Genomic DNA, 24,232 nt, shown 5'->3' on the forward strand with positions numbered 1-24,232 from the left:
CATTGCGAACACTGCGGATACGTTCAGGACAGAGATATCAACGCCGCAAAAAACATTTTGAAGCGTGCAATATAGCGTTTCTGGTTGGCTTGGACTGAGCCTTCAGGACATAACGTAGGCGGGTTGCCATGCGTGTTCTGAGAAGCCCCTGCCTTTAGGCATGAGGAGTGGTCACAGGAGGGAGAGCACTAGATGATTCAGATCAGGTCGACGCCGAATGAAGCAGGCGTCTCGGTTCTTGGGGATTTAGTGGATATTGAGGGCCTCTATGAATCTCTGCATGAAGTCGTCGGGGAAGAGGGAGAATTGGAGCGCTATGAAGGTGCCCGCCTTCGAGTCCTAGGGGTTTGTTACGAATTGCGTCACGCACTCATGGGCGACCGGGAAATCGAGTTTAAAGAGAATGGATTGGACACAGAAAAAATCAAACGCTTTGGCGTGATCGCACAAGACAAGAATATCTATTATAAAATTGAGGTTTTGTGGCCAGAGCTATTATTTGTCGTCATGGTTCTAAACGATTTCATTTGGTTTTATGCCAAAAAGCAGACGAAGTCCAGTTTTACGCCCCTGACTGAATGGCGAAATTCGTGGAATCCAACCATTTCACAAGTGAGAATGTTTCAAGCGGCAGTTGCCAGATGTCTGAGTGAAACGTTATCTGAAGCTTCATTTCCCCGAGTGCTGAAGCAAATGAACAGAGCGTATCCCTGGATGGACAGCTATCTCTTCCAGTACGTAGATCTGCTAAACATTCGCTTTCTTGAAATGGATCGGGATACTCGTCGGAAGAATATTTCTATCATGGTCAAGCGGTTAGCTGAGAAGAACAAGGAATATACGGAACTGGAACAAGAAGTGGCTGCTGCCGCTCGTCAGCATCACTGTACCGTTTTCGATATTAAAATTGGCCTCGATTATCCAGCAGATTTTGAATGGTGATGCTTCAGCGCGATTTGTAAGGTTGAGGAAGGCAGCCACATCGCTTCTGTTGTCACACAGTGCATACAGCGCATACAGCGCTTCATATCGGAATGACCTAATCACATAACACGGAGGCTGCCGCAGCGCGGTGAAAACTGCTGGCAGCCCCTTTTGATGAACATCAGGTGGCGAGAAAACAAAATTTAAGAAATCACACTTACCCCACTCGGAGAAAGGTTAACTGGTATCGTGGCGGTAATTGCATTTGTAGCCCCATTGATCACCGAGACCGTGCCAGGGTTTAACGTGCCTAAATTGCTGTTTGCAACGAAGATGGTGTTTGTTTCTGGGTTGATACCAACGCCAAATGGGGATGGGCCAACGGGAATCGTCGCTGTAATGGTGTCCGTGGTTCCATCGATGACGTCCACGTTGTTAAAGTTCTCGTTTGCCACATAAATGAGGTTTGTCGTCGAATTGACGGCGATTCCTGATGACAAGGCGTGGAACCCAGTCGTTACGTTCGTGAGGACAGTGTTTGTGGCACCGTCAATCACGGAGACAGTAGACGTCGAAAAAGGCGCTCTGTTCGACACGAAGATTTGATTCGTAGTCGTGTTGACAGCGACATCGAAAGGAGTAAGGCCGATATTGGTGGAAATCGTCGCGACTACTGTATTTGTGTTTCCGTCAATGACGGACACGGTATTGCTTGCGGAATTCGTCACATAGATTCTATTTGTCACCGAGTTCACCCCCACACCGGATGGCGACGAACCTACTTGAATGGTTGCGATCACGATGTTGAACGCGCCATCGATGACGGATACGGTGGTGCCAGCTCCGTTTGCGACGTAGATGGCATTGGTCACTGGATTCACACCAACGCCTGCAGGGTCGGTCCCTACAGGAACAGTTGCAATCACCGTCCCCATGTTTGCGTCAATGACTGAAACAGCGTTACTGTTAGAATCCGAAACATATACCCTATCCGTTGTATCATTCACACCGATCCGACTTGGGCTGGTCCCTACAGGCGCGGTGCCGATAACCGTATTCGTATTCCCGTCGATGATGGACACATTGTTGCTCCCGAAATTTGCGACGAATATCCGATTGCCTAAGGCCGCTTCGGGGAGGGCAGTCGTCTCTGCTTGCAGAACACGTTTTGCTGCGTTTACGGCGCCAGTCGAATCGGTGGTAAATGAGTTCACGACCACGTTTGTACTACCAGTTACGTTGACCTGCAACTCGTATCCCTGAAAACCTGTAATGCTCATGGTCTTTGTGATGCCGCTTTGCGCATTCAATGAGAACAGTTGGTGATCCACTTCAATGCTTGAAGTTTCGGATGAGCTACGTACGATCTGAAACAGGACTAACTCTACTGCTGCTCCTGTATTGGGGTCATCGTTTTTGATCATGACGTTCACAGTCGTCAGAAGTGGAGAGCCTTCGTTAAAAATAGGCCCGGTAGTAAATGAAGCCATCCTTTCGCCCACTTTCTTATCGGAATTTGACAAGGAAATTGCGTTCTTATCCATAAAAGCATATTCACTTATCAAGGGCGTGCATGGGGCATTCATACGGATGATATAGGCCTAACTTTAGACCTAATCAACAGCGCGCGGTGGCTTTACAAGTGGGGTGTACAAGCGCGATGTGAGCCGAACTATCTCATTGGGCACGAAGCAAATTCAGTGATATGTAATCCGTGGTACAATATGGACTAAACAAACGAAGGATAACCCTGTAAACTGTGTACTCATTGGACACAATGTAATGGAGGTGAGATGCATGGCGTTATCCAGGCGCTGTCATTCTATAACGCCATCGGCGTTTGGGCTTGCGATACAGGCGCTCGTTTTTCTTTCGGTGTCGGAAAATGTATGTCCTAGTCAAGAGATCGCAAAAATGATGCAGTCTGGGACGACATTCATGCGCCGTGTCATGGCTCCCCTCGTTCGTGCGAACCTCGTTGAAGCCAAGGAAGGACGAGATGGCGGATATTCATTAGCGAAAGCTGCGCATTTAATCACGGTGGCTGATGTCTATCGGGCACTGCAAGTGAGTGATCCGCTGGGCGCAGGCTTATTAGATTCAACTACAAACTGTCCTGGTGGAGAAAACATAAAGAAGATTTTTAGCGAGATGACAACTCGAACAGAGAAAAGCACCCTTGATATTTATGAACAGTACACGATTGAGCAGATTGCTGATCAGGTATTTGGGAATTAAGTTTATTTGCGAACTGTGCTTTACAAGGGCATAGTTGCGTCGTATACTGTGTTCAGATTGAATTCAGTATTCATGAGGACACTGTGATATATCTAGAGCATGATGACCAAATCAGGATTTTGGTGCATATAAAACTGTGTCTGAAATGGATTCAGTAAATGGCGGAGATCATCGCCATGCGTGCTACCAGCCAACAGCCTGGGGGAAAACCTTTCGCCGGAGTTGAGTGATGAATATCGCACTACAAATCGTTTGACAGTGTAGTTCAGAATGCATTTTGCAGTTTCAAGCACTGAAAGATTTGCTTACCACAAGGAGGAGTAAAGCATGGCTGCTGAGAAATTGAACATCGGGATTATCATTGGTAGCACACGTCAAGGTCGTGTGAGTCCGCAGGTAGGGGCATGGGTAAAAGGAATTACTGAAGAACGCGGCAAAGCAAACTACGAAATTGTAGATATCGCAGATTACGAACTGCCGTTTTTAGGCACAACCGACGGTACTGAACCAGGAATCGCAGCTTGGAATGAAAAACTCGCAAGCCTCGATGGCTTTGTTTTTGTGGTCCAAGAATACAATCACAGTATTACAGGTGCGTTGAAAAACGCGTTGGATTTAGCGCGTGAAGCATGGCAAAACAAAGCTGCTGGCATCGTGAGTTATGGTTCGAGCGGCGGTACTCGTGCGGCTGAGCATTTGCGCGGCATCTGTGCAGAATTGTCAATTGCAGACGTTCGCACGCATCCAGCCTTGTCGTTGTTTGTGGATTTTGAAAATTATTCCACGTTCAAGCCACAAGCACTGCATCTCAATAATTTGAACACCATGCTTGACGAAGTGGAAGCATGGAGCGGCGCGTTAAAGACCCTGCGCGTATAATTTAAAATGGAAGCCCGAATGTCGGATTTACATCAAGTATCCGATGTTCGGGCTTTTGCAGCTAACATTGTTCCACATGATTTTCTGTGTTAGGAGATTGTATTCTCTTGTGACAAAAGGGATTCGCTAAAATCAGCCATTTCTAACACAACAGGGCAGTGATCGCTCCCATATATGTCGGAATCGATTCGCGCGTCGGCGATGAATGGACGCAGTCTCGAAGAAACGAGGAAATAGTCGATCCGCCACCCCACGTTTCGCTCTCTCACTTTCGGCATATTCGACCACCAGGAATAGGCGTCGGTTCGTTCAGGATAAAGAAATCTGAAAGAGTCCGTGAAGCCGGTTTCGAGGAGCAGCGTCATCTTCTCCCGCTCTTCGTCTGTAAAGCCGGAATTGCCACGGTTGCTTTTCGCATTTTTAATGTCAATTTCCTGATGGGCAACGTTCAAATCACCGCAAATGATCACAGGCTTTCGAGCGTCAAGCTCCAGCAGATAGTTTCGAAACCGGTCTTCCCATTCCAGTCGATATGGCAGCCTGGACAGATCACGCTTTGCATTGGGCGTATAGACAGTCACAAGATAGAAGGCCTCAAATTCAAGTGTAATGATCCGCCCTTCAGGCTCTGTCTCCTCTTCCAAACCGTAACGCACCGAAAGTGGGTTGATTCGCGTAAATATCGCGGTTCCGGAATACCCCTTCTTCTGGGCGTAATTCCAGAACAACTTATATTCTTCTCCGAGTTCCAGGTGAATTTGCCCTTCCTGCAGTTTTATCTCTTGTAGGCAGAATATGTCCGCATTGATATGATTGAAATATTCGAGAAACCCTTTATTGACGCAGGCCCTTAAACCGTTGACATTCCAAGACACCAAATTCATCATTCATCACAATCTCCTTACAGCATGCAAAGCTCCAGTATGTACTATCGCAGTGTAGCATAAATCGCCACAGTACAAAGGCGGGCTTTCCAAGTCAAACTAGCACGAAGATGGTCGCTACGAAAACAAGCGTAAAAAGCACAGCAATAAGACGATATTCTCTGCTGCGGGATCGAACCCATTTTCTTCGAAGGGGTCTGATGACGAAATAGTATAGCGGGAGTTGAATACACAGTGCAAGTAAAGTTCCAAATACCTGTATGTATGGTTCTCCTTCAAGCATGTATGGACCCGCTTCTTGTATTTGTGGCAGGAGAAATACAAAAGGAAGGCTCACGATTGACAATATATTCATTACAATCACTTCAATGGTTGACCTAGTAAACAATATAAAAGCGAAATATGCGATAATATACCAATACAGCAATCTTCCGGATTGATCGCTTGTTTGGTATATATCGACAAGAGCGATGCACCACGTATAAGCAAATGCAACGATAGTAACCTCAGTCACCGCATAAATGTTTATAATTTTCTTTAATCTTGGCATTTCGTACGCCTCCTTAAGCGATGGCGAAATCAAAAGGGATAACTATCTGAAGATCAACAATACAAACCTAAGTGCCTTTGAAGTTGCTGAAATCATTAAGAACACGTTTAAGTTGTGAAGAACTTTGCGGCAGAAGCTTACATTGAGTTTAAACAGTTATAAGCATTGATATCAACCTCGTCATGTTTCGCCGTCAGATGATACCGCTTACTTTAGTATCTTTAACCGGTAGAAGAACGAGTCACGGTTCATGAATGGCCACTGTCTTGTGTACAAAGGGTTCGTACGGTGGATGAACGTCGGCATATCTACAAAGTACAAGTGCCGCCGACGTTGGAGCCCGAATTTTACGCACGGGCCAAGTCATCCCTTGTCGTGGGGGCGAGGCTCTCTGGAGGAAAGCCTTATTTGGAGAAAGTTATATTTGAAAATGAACGCGAAATTCAGAGATTTATGTGAATAAAGACGAAGCACATGAAGGGGATTCGTCCAAAAGCAGACACGGGATATTGAAAATTGCGTATAATCAACTTGTGACTATGTGTGACTGGCGAATCAAAGTGGAGTACCACAATGGAGCACATAGCCTGACGTAGCCGTTCGCCTGGGCTAAAATTTTTGGTGAAAGGGGCTTCCAACTGCATGGAAGAACTACGGCTACGCTATGGCATGAATCCACATCAGATGTCTGCGAAAATGATGTATGAGGGCTCGGCGCCTATCAAAATTCTAAACGGTGAGCCCAGTCTGGTTAATATGCTCGATGCATTAAATGCTTTTCAATTAGCGCGCGAACTGCGGAAATCGCTAAGCTTGCCTGCGGCTGCTTCGTTTAAGCATGTCAGCCCTGCGGGGGCAGCGGTCTATAGCCCATTGAGCGGCAATCTGAAAAAATCCTATTTTGTAGAGGATTTGGAGCTGTCTCCGTTGGCGGTTGCGTATGCAAGAGCGAGAGGCACAGACCGGATGTCTTCGTTTGGGGATTGCGCCGCGTTGAGTGACCGTGTTGACGTATCCGTCGCCCGGCTGTTGAAACGAGAAGTATCGGATCTCGTTGTTGCCCCAGGCTATGATAATGACGCGCTAGAAATACTGAAAACCAAGAAGAACGGCAACTACCTCATCCTTGAAATCGATCCCAATTACGAACCCAATCCGATTGAGCAGCGTACGGTATTTGGCATTAAGATAGAGCAGGAACGCAACAATGCGACCATTACGGAAGAGATATTGCAAAATGTGGTGACCACAAAAGCGTCCATTCCAGAGTCAGCAAAGCGGGATCTGCTCCTTGCAGCCATTACACTGAAGTACACGCAATCTAATTCAGTATGCTTTGCGCTGGATGGACAAACCATCGGCGTCGGAGCAGGACAACAGTCTCGAATACATTGTACAAGGTTAGCCGCTAACAAGGCGGACAACTGGTATCTGCGGCAACACCCCATCGCGCTGAACATGAAGTTTCACAAAGGGATTGGGCGACCCGCGCGGAATAACGCAATTGATCAGTGGACATGTGAAGAGCTGACTTTGCCCGAGATTCGTGAATGGGAGAACAACTTCGATGAGATTCCTCATCGTCTTTCTCGCCTCGAAACAAAGGAATGGTTAAAAGGACTTCAGGGGGTGGCATATGCTTCGGATGCCTATATCCCATTTAGAGACAATTTGGATCGAGCGAGCCAAAGTGGTGTCAAATATGTAGTTCAAGCTGGACACTCTTTGAGAGACGCGGAAGTCATCCGGGCTGCTGACGAATATGGCATGGTGATGGCTTTTGCGGGTCTTCGCTTGTTCCATCATTAAATGATAAGCATTGGAGATGCCCCTTTACTTGTTTGATCCGCTAGGGACTGGCGTAATCACATTCGTGCTTGAATTCGGCTTAGCAGCTGTAAATGAACCAAGGCGAATGTGATGCGTCGAAATCAAGACAAAAATCGCGATAATCACGACGATCACGCTGATGATTCCCTGCTTATTCTGCATGAGATTTCCCCCCTGTTTGATTTCGAGATATGCAAAATCATGCGATTTTACAATGTCACAACAGGTACTGCCGCTATTTTTCAATCGCCGTGCGTCACACAATACAGGTTTTCCAACGCAAACAGTGAAACAAGCGCGGCGAAGAAGATGTATCCGTTTACAATATCACTTATGAGGAAATATGTCCACACGCAGAGAAACAGCCAAGCGATATGTTTTTTCCGTCTGCTCAGTCTCATCTTATACATATCAAACATGTATCGCATCATATCGGCATCCCTCACTTTGCTTAAGTTATAGTATATTTTTTCTCCTTAAACAGAGGAAACATACCTGAGCTGCACTTCACTTTAAAAATAAAGGCATGCTTTCATTCCATCACCACAATGCCAGATTCAGTGTGCATAATACCTCCACCTATTCGTATAAAGTTGCGGTATACATCTAAATTGCGCTACCATGAAAATACACAGTAACGTCAACGGTAGTTTGCGAACTCAAATTGAATCCCTTGTCCATCTCAATCTCCCATTCATCAAGCCACGAAAGACACTCATCGTCAAAGCTGCGACGATTGGATTTTTGTCCCTGAAGGACAAAAGCGAGAAATATATATGGCATAGTCACCATGATGCACCTCAACACTCGGCATTTGTGTTTTGCATGCCGCATGGATATGCATTGACGTAACAGATGGCAATTGAACATCTGCTTGTTTTCTATTGCCGGTTACAGATTTTTGCGATAGGGGATGATGGGATGTCATCGTCAGCGATTAGAGGATTACCGTGGGGTGAGCGGCTTTGAAGCAATTTGCATGGCGCTGTGTGTGGTTGGCTGATATGTGGGATCGAATTTTGGCGTCTGATCCGGGTTTGACCCGGTTGCATACAGCCCTGGCTGTTGCGGTGGCTGTGGCAAGTACGTTGGGCGTGGAGTATGAGGTTGCGAGTGCGACGCATGCAGGCCCGAGTGGCATCGTTATCGCGATGTTGCTGGGCGCTGTGGTGGCCATGATGGGCACCATGTCCCTGTCAGGAACTGGCGTGTGGGCAAAGGTGCGCAACGCGGCGTTCTTTCCGGTAGCCGTTGGCATCGGCATGTTGGCAGGTGGCGCGATGGACGGTCACACAGACCTGATGCTCGCGGTATTTGTGGTGGTCATGTTTGCGGCCGTGATCGTGCGGCGATTTGGCGTGCCGTACTTTTTCTATGGCTTCATGGGATGGATGGGATACTTTTTTGCAGCATTCACCAATGCGACGCTGGAGATGGTGCCAAGGCTGCTTGTCTCTGTCATCGTGGCGTCAGCCTGGGTGTTGCTTTTGTCGATCACGGTGCTGCGAACCAACCCGACGCGCGCGTTGCGTCAAACGGTCCTCGCTTTCGGTGCAAATGCGCGCGCCATGGCCTGGGTCTGCGCAGAGTTCCTCCGCGCGTCGGATACGCGCCGGCGGGAGCGGTTATGTCGGCGGTTGCACGCGCAGCAAGTGCGGCTGGCAGAAGCCGCACTGATGGTGGAGGCTTGGTCGGCAGAGCCAGGCGCGTTGCCGCCGAACCAGTCGGCTCCCGCGTTGCGCCGCCGCTTGATCGACGCAGAGCACGTGTTGGACCAGTTAGCCGCCTATGCTGAGATGCTCGCTCAGCGCGACACGGTCGTGACATCTGCCGCCGCCCTGGTTGCCGAACGGTTGGCGCACCGTGACGATGCGGGTGCGCGTCAGGCCGCGCATGATCTGATGAAGACTGTGGAGCAAGTGTGCCCGATGTCGACCGAGGATGGCCGACGCGGGTTATCTGCGGCGCGGTTGTTTGCAGAAGCTGCGCTTGAGTTTATCCGGTTGGCCCAAGCGGCGTTCACCTCTGTGCAGACAGGGATTGTGATGGATGAAGCACTCATCGACGAGTTCCAACCTGTTGTCGGCTTGGCGTTGGGCAATCTGCCGGGATCGCCGGCCGTGGCGAAGGATGTGCCAGCTCGTGGCGCGCGATGGAACCTGTTTGCTCGGTTGGACCTGACTACGCGTCAAGCCATTCAGGTTGTCGTTGCAGGCGGGCTTGCCATTGTCTTTGGACGGGCGCTATCGCCAACGCGTTACTATTGGGCTGTCATTGCGGCGTTCGTCATGTTCACTGGCACCGCCACGCGCACCGAGACTTTCCTCAAAGGCGTTTACCGAGTTTTAGGCACCTTCGTCGGGCTTATTGCTTCCATCGGGTTGGCAGAGTTGACCGCAGGCCATACCGCGTGGGTGCTGATCGTGGTCGTCGCCAGCATTTTCTGCGGCTTCTATCTGGTTCGCGTTTCTTATGCCTATATGATCTTTTTCATCACGATTATGATTGGTCAGCTCTATAGCGTGCTACACGAATTCTCCGCAGGGCTATTGGTGTTGCGACTGGAGGAAACCTCCATTGGCGCAGTGATTGGCTTCGTGGTGGCGCTCGCGGTGGTTCCTCTTTCCACGCGCGACACGGTTCGAGTCGCGCGCAACAACTTCCTTAACGCGTTTAGGGAGCTGCTTGACACTGCCGCAAAACGACTGACCAACGCGGACGGGGAGCCGGATCTCGACACATTGACACGCACCTTGGACAACCAGTTCCGTCAACTCGCGCTGGTGACAAAGCCACTTGCAAGACCATTGATATGGGGGTATAGCCCTCGCGTGCGCCATCGACTTGCGCTGTATGCCTCCATTACGACTGGCGCCCGCGCGCTGGCCGTGGCCCTACGTCAACCTTATCCGAGCGCGACAAGTAAATTGGCATCTGCATGCCAGATGCTTGCGCTCAACGCGACGCGACTTTCTGAACCGGACGCCGTCAAACAGAAGAACGTGTCGATCACGCCGGATACAGACGTCGAGCACATTTTGTTCGCCGATGCCGCCTATACAACTGGCGATTGCTCAGCTGAACCCGTCGTGCGCCGTTTGTTCCACTTGGAGCAGTTGTTGCGCGAGCTCAACGCTAATCCTTCTGATCCCTTATAGTGACACGACCTGAACAGAATTCAGCTACTGTTCAGGTGCTGTTTCTCATCTTGTAAGCTTGTTCCAATAAAATATGGACCGAGATGAGGAACAGTAAAGGAGTCATTCAGAGTGCGCGTATTAAAAGATAGCAGAAACGAATCACGACTAAAGTTCAGCACCTTTGCTTTGAAAGTCATTGCACTGGTCGCCATGTTGGCGGATCATCTGCAAGGAAGTTTTCCGCACACTTTTCCAGTCGTTTTTGGATGGTTCGGTAGAATTGCCATCCCTATATTCATGTTCTGTGTTGTTCAGGGGCTCGTGCATACAAGAAATACAAAAAAATATTTGTTCCGACTCTATATTGGTTCTGTAATGATGGCTGCTGGTAGTTTTGTCATACAGATGTGCTTTTCACACACCCAGACCCGCATTGCAGATAACATTTTTGCAACATTTCTTCTGTTGGCCATTCTGATTACCCTGACAAAAGCCAAAATGGCTACAAGCAAGAAAATTGTTCTATGGACTTGTTTTTGGCTGATACAAATCTTCAGTTTTGCACTCAGCACGTGGCTTGAAAAGATATCGACTTCCGGTGCGTATTTGGTAAACGGGTTGATGCCCAATATTTTAACGTGTCAGGGATCCGTCATCTTTATCGTGCTTGGTATTTTTATGTATATGTTCAGAAATCATCGCGGAAGGTTTACGATCTTTTACACGATCTATTGTGCCGCAATATTGGTGATGGCAGGATTGGGCGGATTCACGCTTCAGCACCTGTTCTACCAGAATTACCAGTGGATCATGATCATCGCGCTCCCGTTCATATTGGCCTACAGCGGTAAACGAGGGAAGAGTCTGAAACAATTCTTCTATACATTTTATCCCTTGCATATTTGGTTTTTATTCATCGTTGCAAATCTACTCGCAAACAGATGAATTATGGTCACCACCCCACGAGGTGAAGAAATTGTAAATAGCGTTAGCACTCTGTGTTGTTGAGTGCTAAAATATCTGGTGCATACATCGCAAAGCCGCTAAATGTACGCTGATATGTTCGAAAGGAGATGTCCCTATGGAAAAAACGCCATTTAAAGCGGAATCTAAACGCATGTTAGAAATGATGATTCATTCCATCTACTCAAATCGTGAAATTTTCTTGCGGGAATTGATCTCAAACGCCAGCGACGCGATCGACAAAATGTACTACAAAGCATTAAGTGATCCGTCACTGGATTTTGATAAAGCGAACTACTATATCAAGGTGACCGCAGATAAGGCCAACCGAACATTGACCATTTGTGATACTGGGATTGGGATGACCAAAGAGGAACTCGAAAACAATCTGGGTGTCATCGCCCAAAGTGGTTCTCTCGCTTTTAAAAATGAAAATGAAGTGAAAGACGGGCATGAAATCATTGGCCAGTTTGGTGTCGGTTTCTATGCCTCCTTTATGGTCGCCGACGTGGTTACGGTTATCAGCAGAGCGTTCGGAAGCGAAACCGCATATCAATGGGAATCATCCGGTGTAGATGGATATACAATTGTGCCCGCTGAAAAAGAGGACGTGGGCACCGAAATTGTGTTGAAAATCAAAGAGAGTACAGAAGATGATCACTACGACGATTATCTCGACGAATATCGGCTGAGATCGATCATCAAAAAATACTCCGATTTCATCCGTTATCCGATAAAAATGGATGTGACAGCACAAAGGCCGAAGGAAGGCAGCGAAGAAGAATTCGAGGAATACCAGGAAGAACAAACCATCAACAGCATGGTGCCGATTTGGCGCAAGAACAAGAATGAGCTCACAGATGAAGACTATGAAAATTTTTATATGGAGAAGCGGTTCGGTTTTGACAAGCCGTTAAAGCATCTCCACATCAGCGTAGACGGCGCTGTGCGCTATAACGCCATTTTGTATATCCCGGAGAAGACCCCTTTTGATTATTACACTAAGGAATATGAAAAGGGATTGGAACTGTATTCAAACGGCGTGCTCATCATGAGTAAATGCCCAGATTTGCTGCCGGATTATTATAGCTTTGTCAAAGGTATGGTCGATTCGGAAGACTTGTCTTTGAACATATCGCGTGAGATTCTGCAGCAGGACAAACAACTGCAGTTGATCGCCAAAAACATCAAGAGCAAAATCACAAGCCAACTGCAACGGATGATTCAGGACGACAGAGCGCATTATGAGCAGTTTTACGAAGCCTTTGGCACTCAGTTGAAGTACGGGGTTTACAGTGATTATGGGAGCAACAAAGACACGTTGCAGGATCTGTTGATGTTTTACTCGTCTAAGGAAAAGAAAATGGTCACTTTGGCCGAATATGTTGCCAGGATGCCTGAAGCGCAAAAGTACATTTACTATGCGTCTGGCGAAACGTACGAAAGAATTGAAAAGCTGCCACAGACCGAACTCGTGTTGGATAAGGGGTATGAAATTCTCTACTTTATTGATGACGTCGACGAGTTCGCCATCAAAATGCTGATGACGTACAAAGATAAGGAATTCAGGTCAGTATCCAGTGGCGATTTAGGGATTGAAGCAAGCGAAAATGAGGAAAATGCGGAGAGCGACGCGAACGAAAACCAAGCGCTGTTTGACGAGATGAAACAACTGCTCGCAGACAAGGTGAAGGATGTGCGAGTCTCAAAGCGACTCAAGAACCATCCAGTGTGTTTGACGGCTGACGGCGAGATCACCATTGAAATGGAAAAAGTCCTCAAAGCGATGCCGAACAACCAAAACGTCAAAGCCGAAAAGGTGTTGGAAATCAACACCCAACATGAAGTGTTCCAGTCGTTAAAAGCGGCTTTTGCACATGATAAAGAGAAATTGAGTCTTTACACGAATTTGCTGTACAATCAGGCGCTGCTTATTGAAGGATTGCCGATTGGCGATCCGGTTGATTTTACAAACGATATTTGCAAGATCATGGTGTGATGCTGCGAGACCGTGGGGCACTCTACCTCACTTGCACTTCACCCATTCAACCTGTGCATGATCTTCAGGAAAACCCCAGCTTCCGCAACGGATGCTGGGGTTTTTTGTGGTAAATGGATTTCCCATTTGATTCTTTTCAAACAAAAGAAGGAAATTCGCTTCCAATTGTTGAAAGAGAAAATGACATACTTTAACAACGCGGGGTTGAGGAATGTGACTGTATTTGTGATATTGCGCGTCTGCAGTTGACCAATCGCAAAGAACTGGAGGGATGAACATGCAGTATATCGCCCATATCCGCCAAAGTGACGAAGAGATACAGAGTGTTGAGGAGCATTTACTCGGCGTACAGAAGTTGGCGGAATCCTTCGGAGAGAAAATCGGCGTCAAGCACATCGCAGGGCTTGCGGGCATGCTTCATGATATGGGCAAATACACCCAGGAATTTAGAGATTACATCATCGAAGCTGCTAAAAATCCGGATGCGCCGCCGAAAAGAGGCAGTGTCGATCATTCGACAGCGGGTGGGAAGTTGTTATATCAGTTGTTTCATTCTGGGAATCCGGTCCCCCTCAATTGGATGCTTGCCGAAGTCGTCGGCAACGCCATCATCTCCCACCACGCCTATCTTCACGACTTTTTAAGTCCGAATTTGGAGTCGCCTTATTTAAAACGTGTGCAAAAAACTGAGCCCGAATTGAAGGGATTCGACAACGCGAAACAGTGCTTTTTTCAATTTGTCATCAGCGAGGCAGAATTTCAACAATATGTTGCCAAAGCAACCGCTGAATTAGATGCCTATCTGACAAAACCTTGGGTAGGGAATTATGAAAGCAAGCTGATGTTCTTAACCAAGTTTGTCTTTAGCGCTTTAATCGACGCGGATCGAACGAATACGAGACGGTTTGAAGAGAACAAGGTCAGCGAACCGGAACTGTGCTACAAAACGCTGTTTGCGGGCTATTATCACAAACTGATGAAAAAGATTGACGAATACCAAGCGCAGGATACCGAGAAAACAGAAATCAATCGCTTGCGAAGAGAAATGTCGGATCAGTGCGAGCAGTTTGCGGATAAGCCATCGGGGATTTACACGTTGTCGATTCCAACAGGCGGCGGTAAGACATTGGCCAGCTTGCGCTATGCGCTCCGACACGCCATTTCGTCTGGAAAAAAGCACATCATCTATGTGGTGCCATATACGACCATCATTGAGCAGAACGCCGAAGAAGTGCGCAAGATCTTGCAGGACAATGGAAATATTCTGGAACATCACTCAAACGTCGTCGATGACACGGATGACGGCGATGAGCACGAGGACGGCGTCATCAACACGCGGCAAAAGTTAAAGTTGGCCAAAGACAACTGGGATTCGCCCATCATCTTTACGACGATGGTGCAGTTTTTGAACGTGTTCTACGCCAAAGGCAGCAGGAATGTTCGCAGATTGCACAACTTGAGCGAGTCAGTGATCATCTTTGACGAGGTGCAGAAGGTGCCCGTCTCCTGTGTCTCGCTGTTTAATCACGCGCTGAATTTCCTGCAGACATACGGTCGTGCCAGTCTCATTCTTTGCACGGCGACGCAACCTGCGTTGAATTATGCGGCAGAGCAGGTGGATCATCAACTGAAAATTGGCGAAAATGCTGAGATCATCGCGAACCTCGATGGTGTTATTGAAGCGTTTAAACGGGTGGAAATCGTCGATAGGGCGACGGATGAGACATTTAACACCGACAAACTTGCTGATTTCGTCACAGAGAAAATCGACGAGGTACAGAGTGTACTTGTGATTCTGAATACGAAAGCAGTTGTAAAGCGGCTATACCGTCAACTGGCAGAGAATGAATTCCCAATGTATCACTTGAGCACATCCATGTGCGCCGCACACCGGAATAAGATTTTGGAAAAAGTGCGAGGCCATCTTGAGCGTCGCGAAAAAGTCATCTGCATCAGCACCCAGTTAATTGAAGCGGGGGTGGATGTGAGCTTTGATTGTGTGATCCGCTCTTTGGCGGGACTCGATTCCATCGCTCAAGCGGCCGGCAGATGCAATCGACATGGGCAGGACGACATCCGACAAGTTTATGTGATTGATCACGTAGAAGAGAATCTGAAGGATTTACCGGAAATCAGAGATGGGAAACAGCATGCCAAACGGATTTTGGTCGATCTCAAGCGGGATCGCAACTTGCATGGCGGGGACATTTTGACTGTTCAGGCAATGGATAAGTATTTTAAGGAGTTTTATGCAGCGTTTCGTAGGAAATTGAATTACCACGTACCGAAATTGAGGAAGGATATGACGGAGTTATTGATGTCAAGCAGGGGGGACAACACGTATAACGAGGCATACAAGCAGGCAAAGAGAGAACTTCTGCCACTGTGTATCGTCAATAGCTACAAAACGGCGGCGGAAAACTTCTATGTCATTGATGATCTCACGAAATCCGTGATGGTCCCTTTTGGGGATGCAGGCAAAGACATGATTGCGCAACTGAACGGCAATGAGACGATTGAAGATTTGACTGCCTTATTGCGAAAGGCACAGCAGTATTCGATTAACTTGTTTGATTGGGAATTGAGGCAGTTGGCAAAGAATGACGGATTGGTCAGTTTGCTTGATGGGAAAGTATTGGCGCTGAAAGAATCAGCCTACAGTGAGGAGTACGGTTTGGAGCTTGAGAATGACAGCCAGCTTGAGGGATATTGGTTCTGATGCTGGCTGAGGTTCTCTTGTTTATATTGTGATAGATTTTCACTCTACACATTTTTTCGATCCACCTATATTGGCAGCGTTTGGCAATAACAAGCATGTTATTTAATCGGCAAATATTGTATGACGCGTTTGACTGGCCTTGGAAAATAGAATATTATGGTATTGTAAAAAATGTAAGAGTAGAGAGAGGGTGAATCTATGAGAAATTCGATAGAATTCATTGTTCAAGGAGAGTATGCCCTGTTTACCGACCCACTTACGAAACTGGGCGGAGAGAAGCTATCTTATGCAGTTCCTACATACCAGGCGCTCAAGGGGATAGTCGAATCAATTTATTGGAAGCCTTCACTGATTATGGTCGTCGATGCTGTCCGCATCATGAAAGCGATTCGCATGGAATCCAAAGGCATTCGTCCAATTGAGTATGGTGGCGGAAATACACTTGCCAACTATACATATCTGCGTGATGTTGAATACAAGGTACGAGCGCACTTCGAGTTCAACATGAACCGTCCAGATATGGCGCATGATCGCAACGAACACAAGCACCACAACATCTTGAAGCGTTCCCTTAACGCTGGCGGCCGTCGAGACATCTTCCTTGGCGCCAGAGAATGCCAGGCCTATGTTGAACCTTGTGATTTTGACGAAGGGAAAGGATTTTACAAAGACTACCCTGAGATTCCCCTAGGCACGATGGTTCATGGATTTAATTACCCGGATGAAACAGGCAGAAATCAATTGGAAGTGCGGTTGTGGAATCCGGTGATGAAGCATGGCGTGATCGAATTTATCCGACCCGAACAGTGTACGCTGGTTCGCACCATCAAGGAGATGCAGCCGAAGCATTTCGATGCGACAAATGTCGTCTCGGCAGATGAACTTCTCGCACAATTGGATAGCTTTTAGGCTAGAGATGTTTTAAAGTAATGCGAAAAATTTGTCGAAAACTGCCGGGGATTGTCGGAAGGCATTGCATCGCGGGAGTGATAAATGGCGCCGCATTTCATTGCCATACGGATGCCATCTACCAATCAAACATACGTCCAGTGGTGATTTGGAAGAGGGGGGAGTCAATGAACAATCTCTTGAATTTGTACGAAACCTATGAGTCCAACTTAGATTTTGTCGGGCAAGTGGACAATAAGCACAACGGACAGGAGTTTACATTGCTACCGGTTTCGCACACGACGCAACAGGCGCAGATTGAAGTGGTCATCACGGAAGATGGGGAATTTCACACGGCGGAAGTGATTACGGATAAACACAATGCGAACACCTTGATACCCTGCACAGAAAATTCGGCAAGCCGTGCAGGAGCGGTCATCTCGCCGTATCCATTGCACGACAAACTAAGCTATGTAGCCGGAGATTATGTCGCATATGGTGGGGAAATCAAAAAAGAAGAACCCTATCTCTATTACATCAAGCAACTTGAGGACTGGGCCAATTCTCCATACGCCACGCCTAAGGTGAAGAGCATCTACCGCTATTTGAGCAAGGGGCGGCTCATTCAGGATTTGGTGGAGCACAAGATCTTGTTTGTTGATGCAGAAAATCGACTTTTAGATAGCTGTGACAATGACACCGAGGCCACGTATGGCGGAAAACCGCCGATATTCTCCGCTGTCAGCGGGGGGCAGATGAGCGCTTTCGTCCGTTTCGACGTCTATTCACCGACGCAGACCTTGACAAAGGTTTGGCAAGATAAAGAGGTGCATGATTCTTTCATTCGCTTTTACAGCAACCGTTTGGGTGATGAGGATCTCTGTTATGTCACAGGGAAAACGCTTCCAAGGACGGAAAAGCATGCGAATAAAATCAGAAATGCGGCAGATAAAGCCAAGCTCATCTCTGCGAATGACACAAGCGGTTTCACCTTCCGCGGACGCTTCAATGATAGCCGTGAAGCGGCCAGCATCAGTTACGAAGTCTCGCAAAAAGCGCATAATGCCTTGAAGTGGCTCATTCATCGCCAAGGAAAAATGGTAGATCAACGTGTGTTTCTCGTCTGGGGCAATCGCCATCTTGACATACCGGGACCTACCGAAGATTCGTTTGCAATTGGGCCTCCTACCAAAGCGCGTATTCCGTTTACCAATCAGGAATATGCCATCGAGTTTGCCAAGGCATTGGACGGATATGGGAATCGATTGTCATCTCCATCCAATGAGAAGGTAAACATATTGATTTTGGATTCAGCGACAACGGGCCGCATGGCGGTACTGTACTATCGCAACTTGGACAAGGAACTTTATTTTGAAAAGTTGGTGAAATGGCATTCCACCTGTGTGTGGTTCCATCGTTACCAGAAGAATGACAGCGGTGAACATGTGCCGTTTTACGGGGCGCCAGCTACGAAGGATATCGCTTTTGCCGCATATGGCCCACGAGCGAGCGACAAAGTTGTCAAGGGGCTTATGGAACGTATGCTGCCATGCATCATTGATGATCGCAAGATTCCGTTGGATATCGTCAACAGCGCCTATCGCCGCGCTTCAAACCCAGTGTCGATGGAGCCATGGGAATGGGAAAAGACGCTCAGTATCACTTGCGCATTGATAAACAGTCACAGAGGGGGGAATTTCACTGTGCCATTAGATGAAAAAAATAATGATCGCGACTATTTGTTTGGTCGTCTGTTGGCGGTTGCGGATGTTTTGGAGAGACGCGCATTGGGAGACGAAAAGCGCGCCAGCAACGCCATTCGGTACATGAATGCATTCTCCAATCATCCTGCAAGAACCTGGAGAACCATTCAGGCCAGCTTGCAGCCATACCAAACTCGAATGGGAACGGAGGCGACTTACTGGTCGAAAATCATTGATGAAGTCGCTTCGCGGATTCCGGTTGATCAATTTAATAACAAGCCGTTGTCTGGTCTATATTTACTGGGTTTCTATAGCCAGCGCCACGATCTCTATCAATCGAAAAAAGAAAATCACGATGATGTAGAAACATCGGGCAAAAATGAGGAGAGATAAACATGGGGACATTAGCGAATAAAATTGATTTTGCGGTTGTACTATCGGTGACCAAGGCGAATCCGAATGGGGATCCTTTGAATGGCAATCGGCCGCGACAAAACTACGACGGCTATGGCGAAATCTCAGATGTCGCGCTGAAGCGGAAAATCAGAAATCGCCTGCAAGATATGGGGGAAGCCATTTTTGTTCAGTCCAATGATCGCAAGTCGGATTCATACAGCAGTTTGAGGGAACGCGCAGACGCGAATCCAGAACTAGGGAAGATGTTGAAAGCCAAAACGCGGGACAATGATGAGTTTGCGCGCGTCGCTTGCCGGGAATGGCTGGACGTCAGAAGTTTTGGCCAAGTATTTGCCTTTAAATCAGGTAACGTCTCTGTCGGAGTCCGTGGACCGGTTTCTGTTCGCACTGCCACGAGTATCGATCCGATTGACATTACCAGCATGCAGATTACGAAAAGTGTCAACTCCGAGCCAGGTGCGGCAAGAGGTTCGGACACAATGGGCATGAAGCACCGTGTGGATACAGGAGTCTACATATTTTGTGGCAGTATGAATCCACAATTGGCAGAGAAAACCGGGTTCACAGATGAAGATGCCGAGCGATTTAAGCAGGCGCTGGTTTCTTTGTTTGAAAATGACACGTCATCCGCGCGGCCAGAGGGAAGCATGGAGGTCCACACTGTGTACTGGTGGACGCACAATTCCAAACTGGGCCAGTATTCCTCCGCCAAAGTTCATCGGTCTTTAACGTTTGAGCGGCTTGTAGAAGAAGCCAAGCACTTCGAAGATTACAAGTTTGTTGTCCAACCGTTGGAAGGGCTGAACGTTGAGATCATCGATGGACAATAATGATGACGACTATCTAATGCTGTCTGGCATACAGCATTTTCAGTTCTGTAAACGGCAGTGGGCATTTATCCATATTGAACAACAATGGGCAGAAAACGTCAGAACGATTGAGGGGGAGCACCTTCATCGGAATGCGGATCAACTATTTACGAGAGAAAAACGGAAAGACAAGCTCATCGTACGCGCCATGCCTGTGAAGTCGGAGAGCCTCAAAATATCAGGAATCTGCGATGTGGTGGAGTTTATCAGGGACGACAGTGGCGTGGAGATCAACGGCGCCGAAGGCAAATACGTCGCATATCCGGTTGAATATAAACGCGGCAAACCAAAAATAAGCGACGAAGATGTTTTGCAATTAGCGGCGCAAGCCATCTGTCTTGAGGAGATGCTTCTCTGCGAAATTGACATCGGCTATCTGTTTTACAACGAGATCAAACATCGGGTTGAGGTTCCGTTAACTGTAGAGATCAAAAATAAGGTGAAGTTGATCGTCGCAGAAATGCAGGATTACTATCAGCGCAGACATACGCCGAAAGTGAAGACAGGGCGGTTTTGCCAAAGTTGTTCCCTTCAAAATATCTGTTTGCCGGAGTTAATGAATAAACGAACCGTTAAAAGTTACATTGAAGGGAAAATCGAGGAATGAAAAAGCTGCTAAATACGCTGTTTATTTGGCGTTGGATGGCGATAATATTGTGCTACTGAAGGAGCAGGAGAAATTAGGCAGGCTGCCTTTGCACAACTTGGAATCGATCATCACCTTCGGTTACATTGGCGCCAGTCCGGCATTAATGGGATATTGCGCAGAGCGCAATATCTCGCTCGTCTTCTTCACGATGAACGGCAGATTCTTGGCCCGAGTCATTGGGGAAAGCAGGGGTAATGTCGTCTTGCGCAAGAAACAATATCATGTATCAGAGGACGAGGCTTTGTCGGCGAAAATTGCGCGTAATTTTATCGTCGGCAAGATCTACAATCACAAATGGATCATTGAGAGAATGACCAGAGATTATCCTTTGCGTATTGATCAACAACAATTCAAAGCGATTTCGCAGCAACTATCCGCGATCATTTTGGATGTCAGATCATGTGAAGACCTAGAAAGATTGCGTGGCTTAGAAGGGCAAGCGGCGACGAGTTACAATAAGCTGTTCGATTCTATGATCTTGCAGCAGAAAGAAGATTTCTATTTTCGCTTACGCTCTCGTAGGCCGCCGCTGGATAACGTGAATGCGATGTTGTCGTTCGCTTATTCGCTGCTGGCCAGTGATGTCGCGGCGGCGTTGGAAGGCGTTGGGTTGGATGCTTATGTTGGATTTTTGCATCGGGATCGACCCGGGCGCGCTTCAATGGCATTGGATCTGATGGAAGAATTGCGAGGCGTTTATGCAGATCGGTTTGTGTTGTCATTGATCAATAAGAAAATCATGAAAAAAGATGATTTTTTGAAAAAAGAGAACGGCGCAGTGATAATGCAGGATGAGGCGAGGAAGAAGTTTTTAACTGCGTGGCAAAATAAGAAGCAAGAGAAAATCACGCATCCCTATCTTGGCGAAAAAATCTCCTGGGGATTGGTGCCGCATACACAAGCCCTGCTATTGGCGCGTCATTTGCGTAACGATTTAGACGAGTATCCTCCTTTTATGTGGAAGTAGGTGAATGCGTTGCTTGTATTGGTGACGTATGATGTAAGCACAGTGACTAGTGCAGGGCAAAAAAGATTGCGCAAGGTTGCGAAAGCATGTCAAAATTATGGACAACGTGTGCAAAACTCAGTATTTGAATGTGTTGTGGACGCTACTCAGTTTGCCATTTTGAAGTTAAAGCTTCTTGATATCATCGATGAGGAGCAGGACAGTCTCAGGTTCTATCAGTTGGGCAATAGTTACAAAAATAAGGTAGAACACATCGGGCAGAAAGAGTCCATAGATTTAGAGGGCCCTTTGATTTTGTAGTGCGAATGTGTAGCGCACATGATTTGCCTAGGGCATTCGCACCATGAAAGTGAGTGAAATATCCAGTTTAAGTGATGTTTTGTGGTTGAGATTTGGATGTTTTGGTTGTTTATGCGCGTTTTTGATAGTGGATACGTGAGTTTGTGCATGTTTGAATCAAAAATCGCAGTCGCATCCCTCGTGGATGCGTGGATTGAAATAGCACATACACCTATACGAATCCATGTACTGAAAGTCGCATCCCTCGTGGATGCGTGGATTGAAATTAAAATTACCTGTGACCACCACTCAAAGTCATCCTCAAAGTCGCATCCCTCGTGGATGCGTGGATTGAAATAACGCTTTGCCGACCCCCTCCCCGTTGGCGGCGAGTCGCATCCCTCGTGGATGCGTGGATTGAAATTAGGTTCGGATTTTCCAATAAGTCATCAGCATCAAGGTCGCATCCCTCGTGGATGCGTGGATTGAAATATATATCGACGGCGGGGGACTGCTCATTGGTACTCTGTCGCATCCCTCGTGGATGCGTGGATTGAAATCTTTTTCGAATGGAAACATGAAGGCAAAGAAAAAGTCGCATCCCTCGTGGATGCGTGGATTGAAATGGTCATCTTTTCTAAGACAACAAGGCGGCCATAGGTCGCATCCCTCGTGGATGCGTGGATTGAAATGATGTTGCCAACGCGAACGAACCCACCTGCTGACTAGTCGCATCCCTCGTGGATGCGTGGATTGAAATTTCACTCACCGATCCACCTCCTCGTAAGCAACGGCACGTCGCATCCCTCGTGGATGCGTGGATTGAAATTCGATTCGTCGGAGGATATCTGTTAACTTGCACGGTCGCATCCCTCGTGGATGCGTGGATTGAAATTGAAGTCTATCAAAAAATCAGCGCCAGAAGCTTACGTCGCATCCCTCGTGGATGCGTGGATTGAAATTTGGATGTGCGGCCCCCTTTTACGACACGATAACGTCGCATCCCTCGTGGATGCGTGGATTGAAATTTCTTCGGGCGACAGCCTGACCAAGACCATAAAGGTCGCATCCCTCGTGGATGCGTGGATTGAAATATCCAATCGCTCGCGAAAACGCCGTGGTTTGCAGTCGCATCCCTCGTGGATGCGTGGATTGAAATACCTTCGAGCACTAAAAGTTGCTTGATAATTCGGTCGCATCCCTCGTGGATGCGTGGATTGAAATCGGAATCGAGGCAGTGGTAGACGCTGATTTTGAGTCGCATCCCTCGTGGATGCGTGGATTGAAATGAAAAGAGCTTTCTCCAGAGGATGTAACCATATTTGAGTCGCATCCCTCGTGGATGCGTGGATTGAAATTTGCCTGTTTTTTCGGCAATCTTCGCGTTTTCGGTCGCATCCCTCGTGGATGCGTGGATTGAAATAATCCATCGGGTTGGTAGATGGACAAGTCCGTAGTCGCATCCCTCGTGGATGCGTGGATTGAAATACGTTCTGGTCACCGCAAAGAACGATGCAATAATTGTCGCATCCCTCGTGGATGCGTGGATTGAAATGTACTGGCAAGTATATAGAGGTAATGGCTGATAGTCGCATCCCTCGTGGATGCGTGGATTGAAATTTTTACCACTCACCAGGGTTGATCTCATATGGTTGGTCGCATCCCTAGTGGATGCATAGAGTAAAGCAGGCCCATATACGGACCTGTTTTACTTTTTATACAAAATAAGCAGTTGGTAGCTAGTTAGGAGGTTACTGTAGCCTCTGGCTGCATTGAGTATGGGTAATTCTGTCCATCGATCGTGATGTTAAAATCAATATCGCCGGGTGTAAGAGTCCCCAATCCAAAACTACACACGTAATCGTCAGTCGTGCTATTGTACGTAGCTGTGGCCGGAGACAAATTGCCAACACTCACAATGTATGGTGTCACCGTAACGGAATGACCGCTTCCTAATGTGTTTCCCTCAGAATCCTTCAGCGTCACTCGGACAACAAAAGTCGTAGACGATGCGGAACCGCTTGTAGGATTTACAAAGGCGGTAGAAAGATTCAAGTTGACAGGGGTTAGCGCTGCTTGCACCACTGTCACCGTGAAGGTTTGCGTGTCACTTGCGCTGCCCTTCGTAATCGTCGCCGTCAGCGTCACCGTCGCATTGCCATCACTGTACGCAGGCTGCGTCACCGTTCCGTCATTTGCCACGACTGTCGGGGTGTCCGAGGACCAGGAGATGGTCGAACCGTTGCTTCCCGTAGTGGGTAACGTCAAGTTCTGCGTCACGTTGGAAGCCGAGTCGCCAGCTGCATATCCAATCGCGAGCGCCGCCTTGTCAGC

The 24,232-nt window shown here is 47.6% G+C and carries 19 protein-coding genes, 1 pseudogene, 1 CRISPR repeat array and 1 riboswitch; of the genes and pseudogenes, 15 read left to right on the forward strand and 5 right to left on the reverse strand.

The features are described 5' to 3' along the window. Nucleotides 1–75: zinc ribbon domain-containing protein (locus ACFSB2_RS23580; protein ID WP_377945582.1), on the forward strand; the 75-nt coding region annotated here is incomplete at its 5' end. A gap of 117 nt (nt 76–192) precedes the next feature. Further along, a complete protein-coding gene (locus ACFSB2_RS23585; protein ID WP_377945560.1) occupies nt 193–942 on the forward strand; it encodes a DUF6904 family protein in 750 nt (249 codons plus the stop codon). Between the two features lie 185 nt (nt 943–1,127). Here the strand turns inward: ACFSB2_RS23585 and ACFSB2_RS23590 are convergent, their stop codons facing one another. Next, nucleotides 1,128–2,414, reverse strand: a complete 1,287-nt coding sequence (locus ACFSB2_RS23590) for a beta-propeller fold lactonase family protein (protein ID WP_377945561.1) — start codon at nt 2,412–2,414, stop codon at nt 1,128–1,130. A 307-nt stretch (nt 2,415–2,721) separates the two neighbouring features. Here ACFSB2_RS23590 and ACFSB2_RS23595 point away from each other — a divergent pair, with 307 nt between their 5' ends. Both ACFSB2_RS23595 and ACFSB2_RS23600 read left to right on the forward strand, forming a co-directional pair. Continuing rightward, on the forward strand, nt 2,722–3,162 hold the full coding sequence (locus tag ACFSB2_RS23595) for an RrF2 family transcriptional regulator (protein WP_377945562.1): 441 nt from the start codon (nt 2,722–2,724) through the stop codon (nt 3,160–3,162). Nucleotides 3,163–3,489: 327 nt separating this feature from the next. After that, the gene (locus ACFSB2_RS23600; RefSeq protein ID WP_377945563.1) at nt 3,490–4,041 is read left to right on the forward strand and encodes an NADPH-dependent FMN reductase; all 552 of its coding nucleotides are present in this window, start codon (nt 3,490–3,492) and stop codon (nt 4,039–4,041) included. A gap of 89 nt (nt 4,042–4,130) precedes the next feature. Here ACFSB2_RS23600 and ACFSB2_RS23605 read toward each other — a convergent pair whose 3' ends face one another. Beyond that, nucleotides 4,131–4,925 (reverse strand): exodeoxyribonuclease III, encoded by a 795-nt coding sequence (locus ACFSB2_RS23605; RefSeq protein WP_377945583.1) that lies wholly within the window; start codon nt 4,923–4,925, stop codon nt 4,131–4,133. A 94-nt stretch (nt 4,926–5,019) separates the two neighbouring features. Next, nucleotides 5,020–5,475: a hypothetical protein gene (locus ACFSB2_RS23610; RefSeq protein ID WP_377945564.1), complete on the reverse strand. Its 456-nt coding sequence runs from the start codon at nt 5,473–5,475 to the stop codon at nt 5,020–5,022. Between the two features lie 533 nt (nt 5,476–6,008). Then, nucleotides 6,009–6,092, forward strand: a riboswitch (ZMP/ZTP riboswitch). Between the two features lie 25 nt (nt 6,093–6,117). On the opposite strand from ACFSB2_RS23610, the gene ACFSB2_RS23615 reads away from it, so the two are divergent. After that, nucleotides 6,118–7,284, forward strand: a complete 1,167-nt coding sequence (locus tag ACFSB2_RS23615; RefSeq protein WP_377945565.1) for a phosphoribosylaminoimidazolecarboxamide formyltransferase — start codon at nt 6,118–6,120, stop codon at nt 7,282–7,284. 24 nt (nt 7,285–7,308) lie between these two features. Here ACFSB2_RS23615 and ACFSB2_RS23620 read toward each other — a convergent pair whose 3' ends face one another. Next, on the reverse strand, nt 7,309–7,467 hold the full coding sequence (locus ACFSB2_RS23620) for a hypothetical protein (RefSeq protein WP_377945566.1): 159 nt from the start codon (nt 7,465–7,467) through the stop codon (nt 7,309–7,311). Between the two features lie 803 nt (nt 7,468–8,270). Between ACFSB2_RS23620 and ACFSB2_RS23625 the strand changes: the two genes are divergently transcribed. The 10 genes and pseudogenes from ACFSB2_RS23625 to cas2 all read left to right on the forward strand — a co-directional run bounded on the left by ACFSB2_RS23625 (nt 8,271) and on the right by cas2 (nt 21,919). Further along, a complete protein-coding gene (locus tag ACFSB2_RS23625) occupies nt 8,271–10,463 on the forward strand; it encodes an FUSC family protein (protein WP_377945567.1) in 2,193 nt (730 codons plus the stop codon). 111 nt (nt 10,464–10,574) lie between these two features. Further along, entirely contained in the window at nt 10,575–11,390 is an 816-nt protein-coding gene (locus tag ACFSB2_RS23630) for a TraX family protein (RefSeq protein ID WP_377945568.1), read from the forward strand. Nucleotides 11,391–11,526: 136 nt separating this feature from the next. Then, complete coding sequence (gene htpG, locus ACFSB2_RS23635) at nt 11,527–13,407, forward strand: molecular chaperone HtpG (protein WP_377945569.1); 1,881 nt, start codon at nt 11,527–11,529, stop codon at nt 13,405–13,407. A gap of 277 nt (nt 13,408–13,684) precedes the next feature. Then, entirely contained in the window at nt 13,685–16,126 is a 2,442-nt protein-coding gene (cas3, locus tag ACFSB2_RS23640) for a CRISPR-associated helicase Cas3' (protein WP_377945570.1), read from the forward strand. 198 nt (nt 16,127–16,324) lie between these two features. Beyond that, complete coding sequence (gene cas5c / locus ACFSB2_RS23645; RefSeq protein ID WP_377945571.1) at nt 16,325–17,035, forward strand: type I-C CRISPR-associated protein Cas5c; 711 nt, start codon at nt 16,325–16,327, stop codon at nt 17,033–17,035. Between the two features lie 167 nt (nt 17,036–17,202). Then, nucleotides 17,203–19,110, forward strand: coding sequence for a type I-C CRISPR-associated protein Cas8c/Csd1 (gene cas8c / locus ACFSB2_RS23650; RefSeq protein ID WP_377945572.1), 1,908 nt, complete (start codon nt 17,203–17,205; stop codon nt 19,108–19,110). Between the two features lie 2 nt (nt 19,111–19,112). Next, on the forward strand, nt 19,113–19,964 hold the full coding sequence (cas7c, locus tag ACFSB2_RS23655; protein WP_377945573.1) for a type I-C CRISPR-associated protein Cas7/Csd2: 852 nt from the start codon (nt 19,113–19,115) through the stop codon (nt 19,962–19,964). Next, complete coding sequence (gene cas4 / locus ACFSB2_RS23660; protein WP_377945574.1) at nt 19,954–20,610, forward strand: CRISPR-associated protein Cas4; 657 nt, start codon at nt 19,954–19,956, stop codon at nt 20,608–20,610. The genes cas7c and cas4 overlap by 11 nt, the downstream gene beginning before the upstream one ends. Continuing rightward, nucleotides 20,607–21,619 (forward strand): annotated as a pseudogene (cas1c, locus tag ACFSB2_RS23665) (type I-C CRISPR-associated endonuclease Cas1c). The gene cas4 and the pseudogene cas1c overlap by 4 nt, the downstream one beginning before the upstream one ends. Nucleotides 21,620–21,628: 9 nt before the next feature. Further along, complete coding sequence (cas2, locus tag ACFSB2_RS23670) at nt 21,629–21,919, forward strand: CRISPR-associated endonuclease Cas2 (RefSeq protein WP_377945584.1); 291 nt, start codon at nt 21,629–21,631, stop codon at nt 21,917–21,919. 168 nt (nt 21,920–22,087) lie between these two features. Then, a CRISPR array of direct repeats spans nt 22,088–23,518; the repeat unit is 32 nt; unit sequence GTCGCATCCCTCGTGGATGCGTGGATTGAAAT. 123 nt (nt 23,519–23,641) lie between these two features. Here the strand turns inward: cas2 and ACFSB2_RS23675 are convergent. Further along, nucleotides 23,642–24,232: immunoglobulin-like domain-containing protein (locus ACFSB2_RS23675; protein WP_377945575.1), on the reverse strand; the 591-nt coding region annotated here is incomplete at its 5' end.

The sequence above is a fragment of the Alicyclobacillus fodiniaquatilis genome (genome assembly GCF_042678105.1).
Classification (GTDB): domain Bacteria; phylum Bacillota; class Bacilli; order Alicyclobacillales; family Alicyclobacillaceae; genus Alicyclobacillus; species Alicyclobacillus fodiniaquatilis.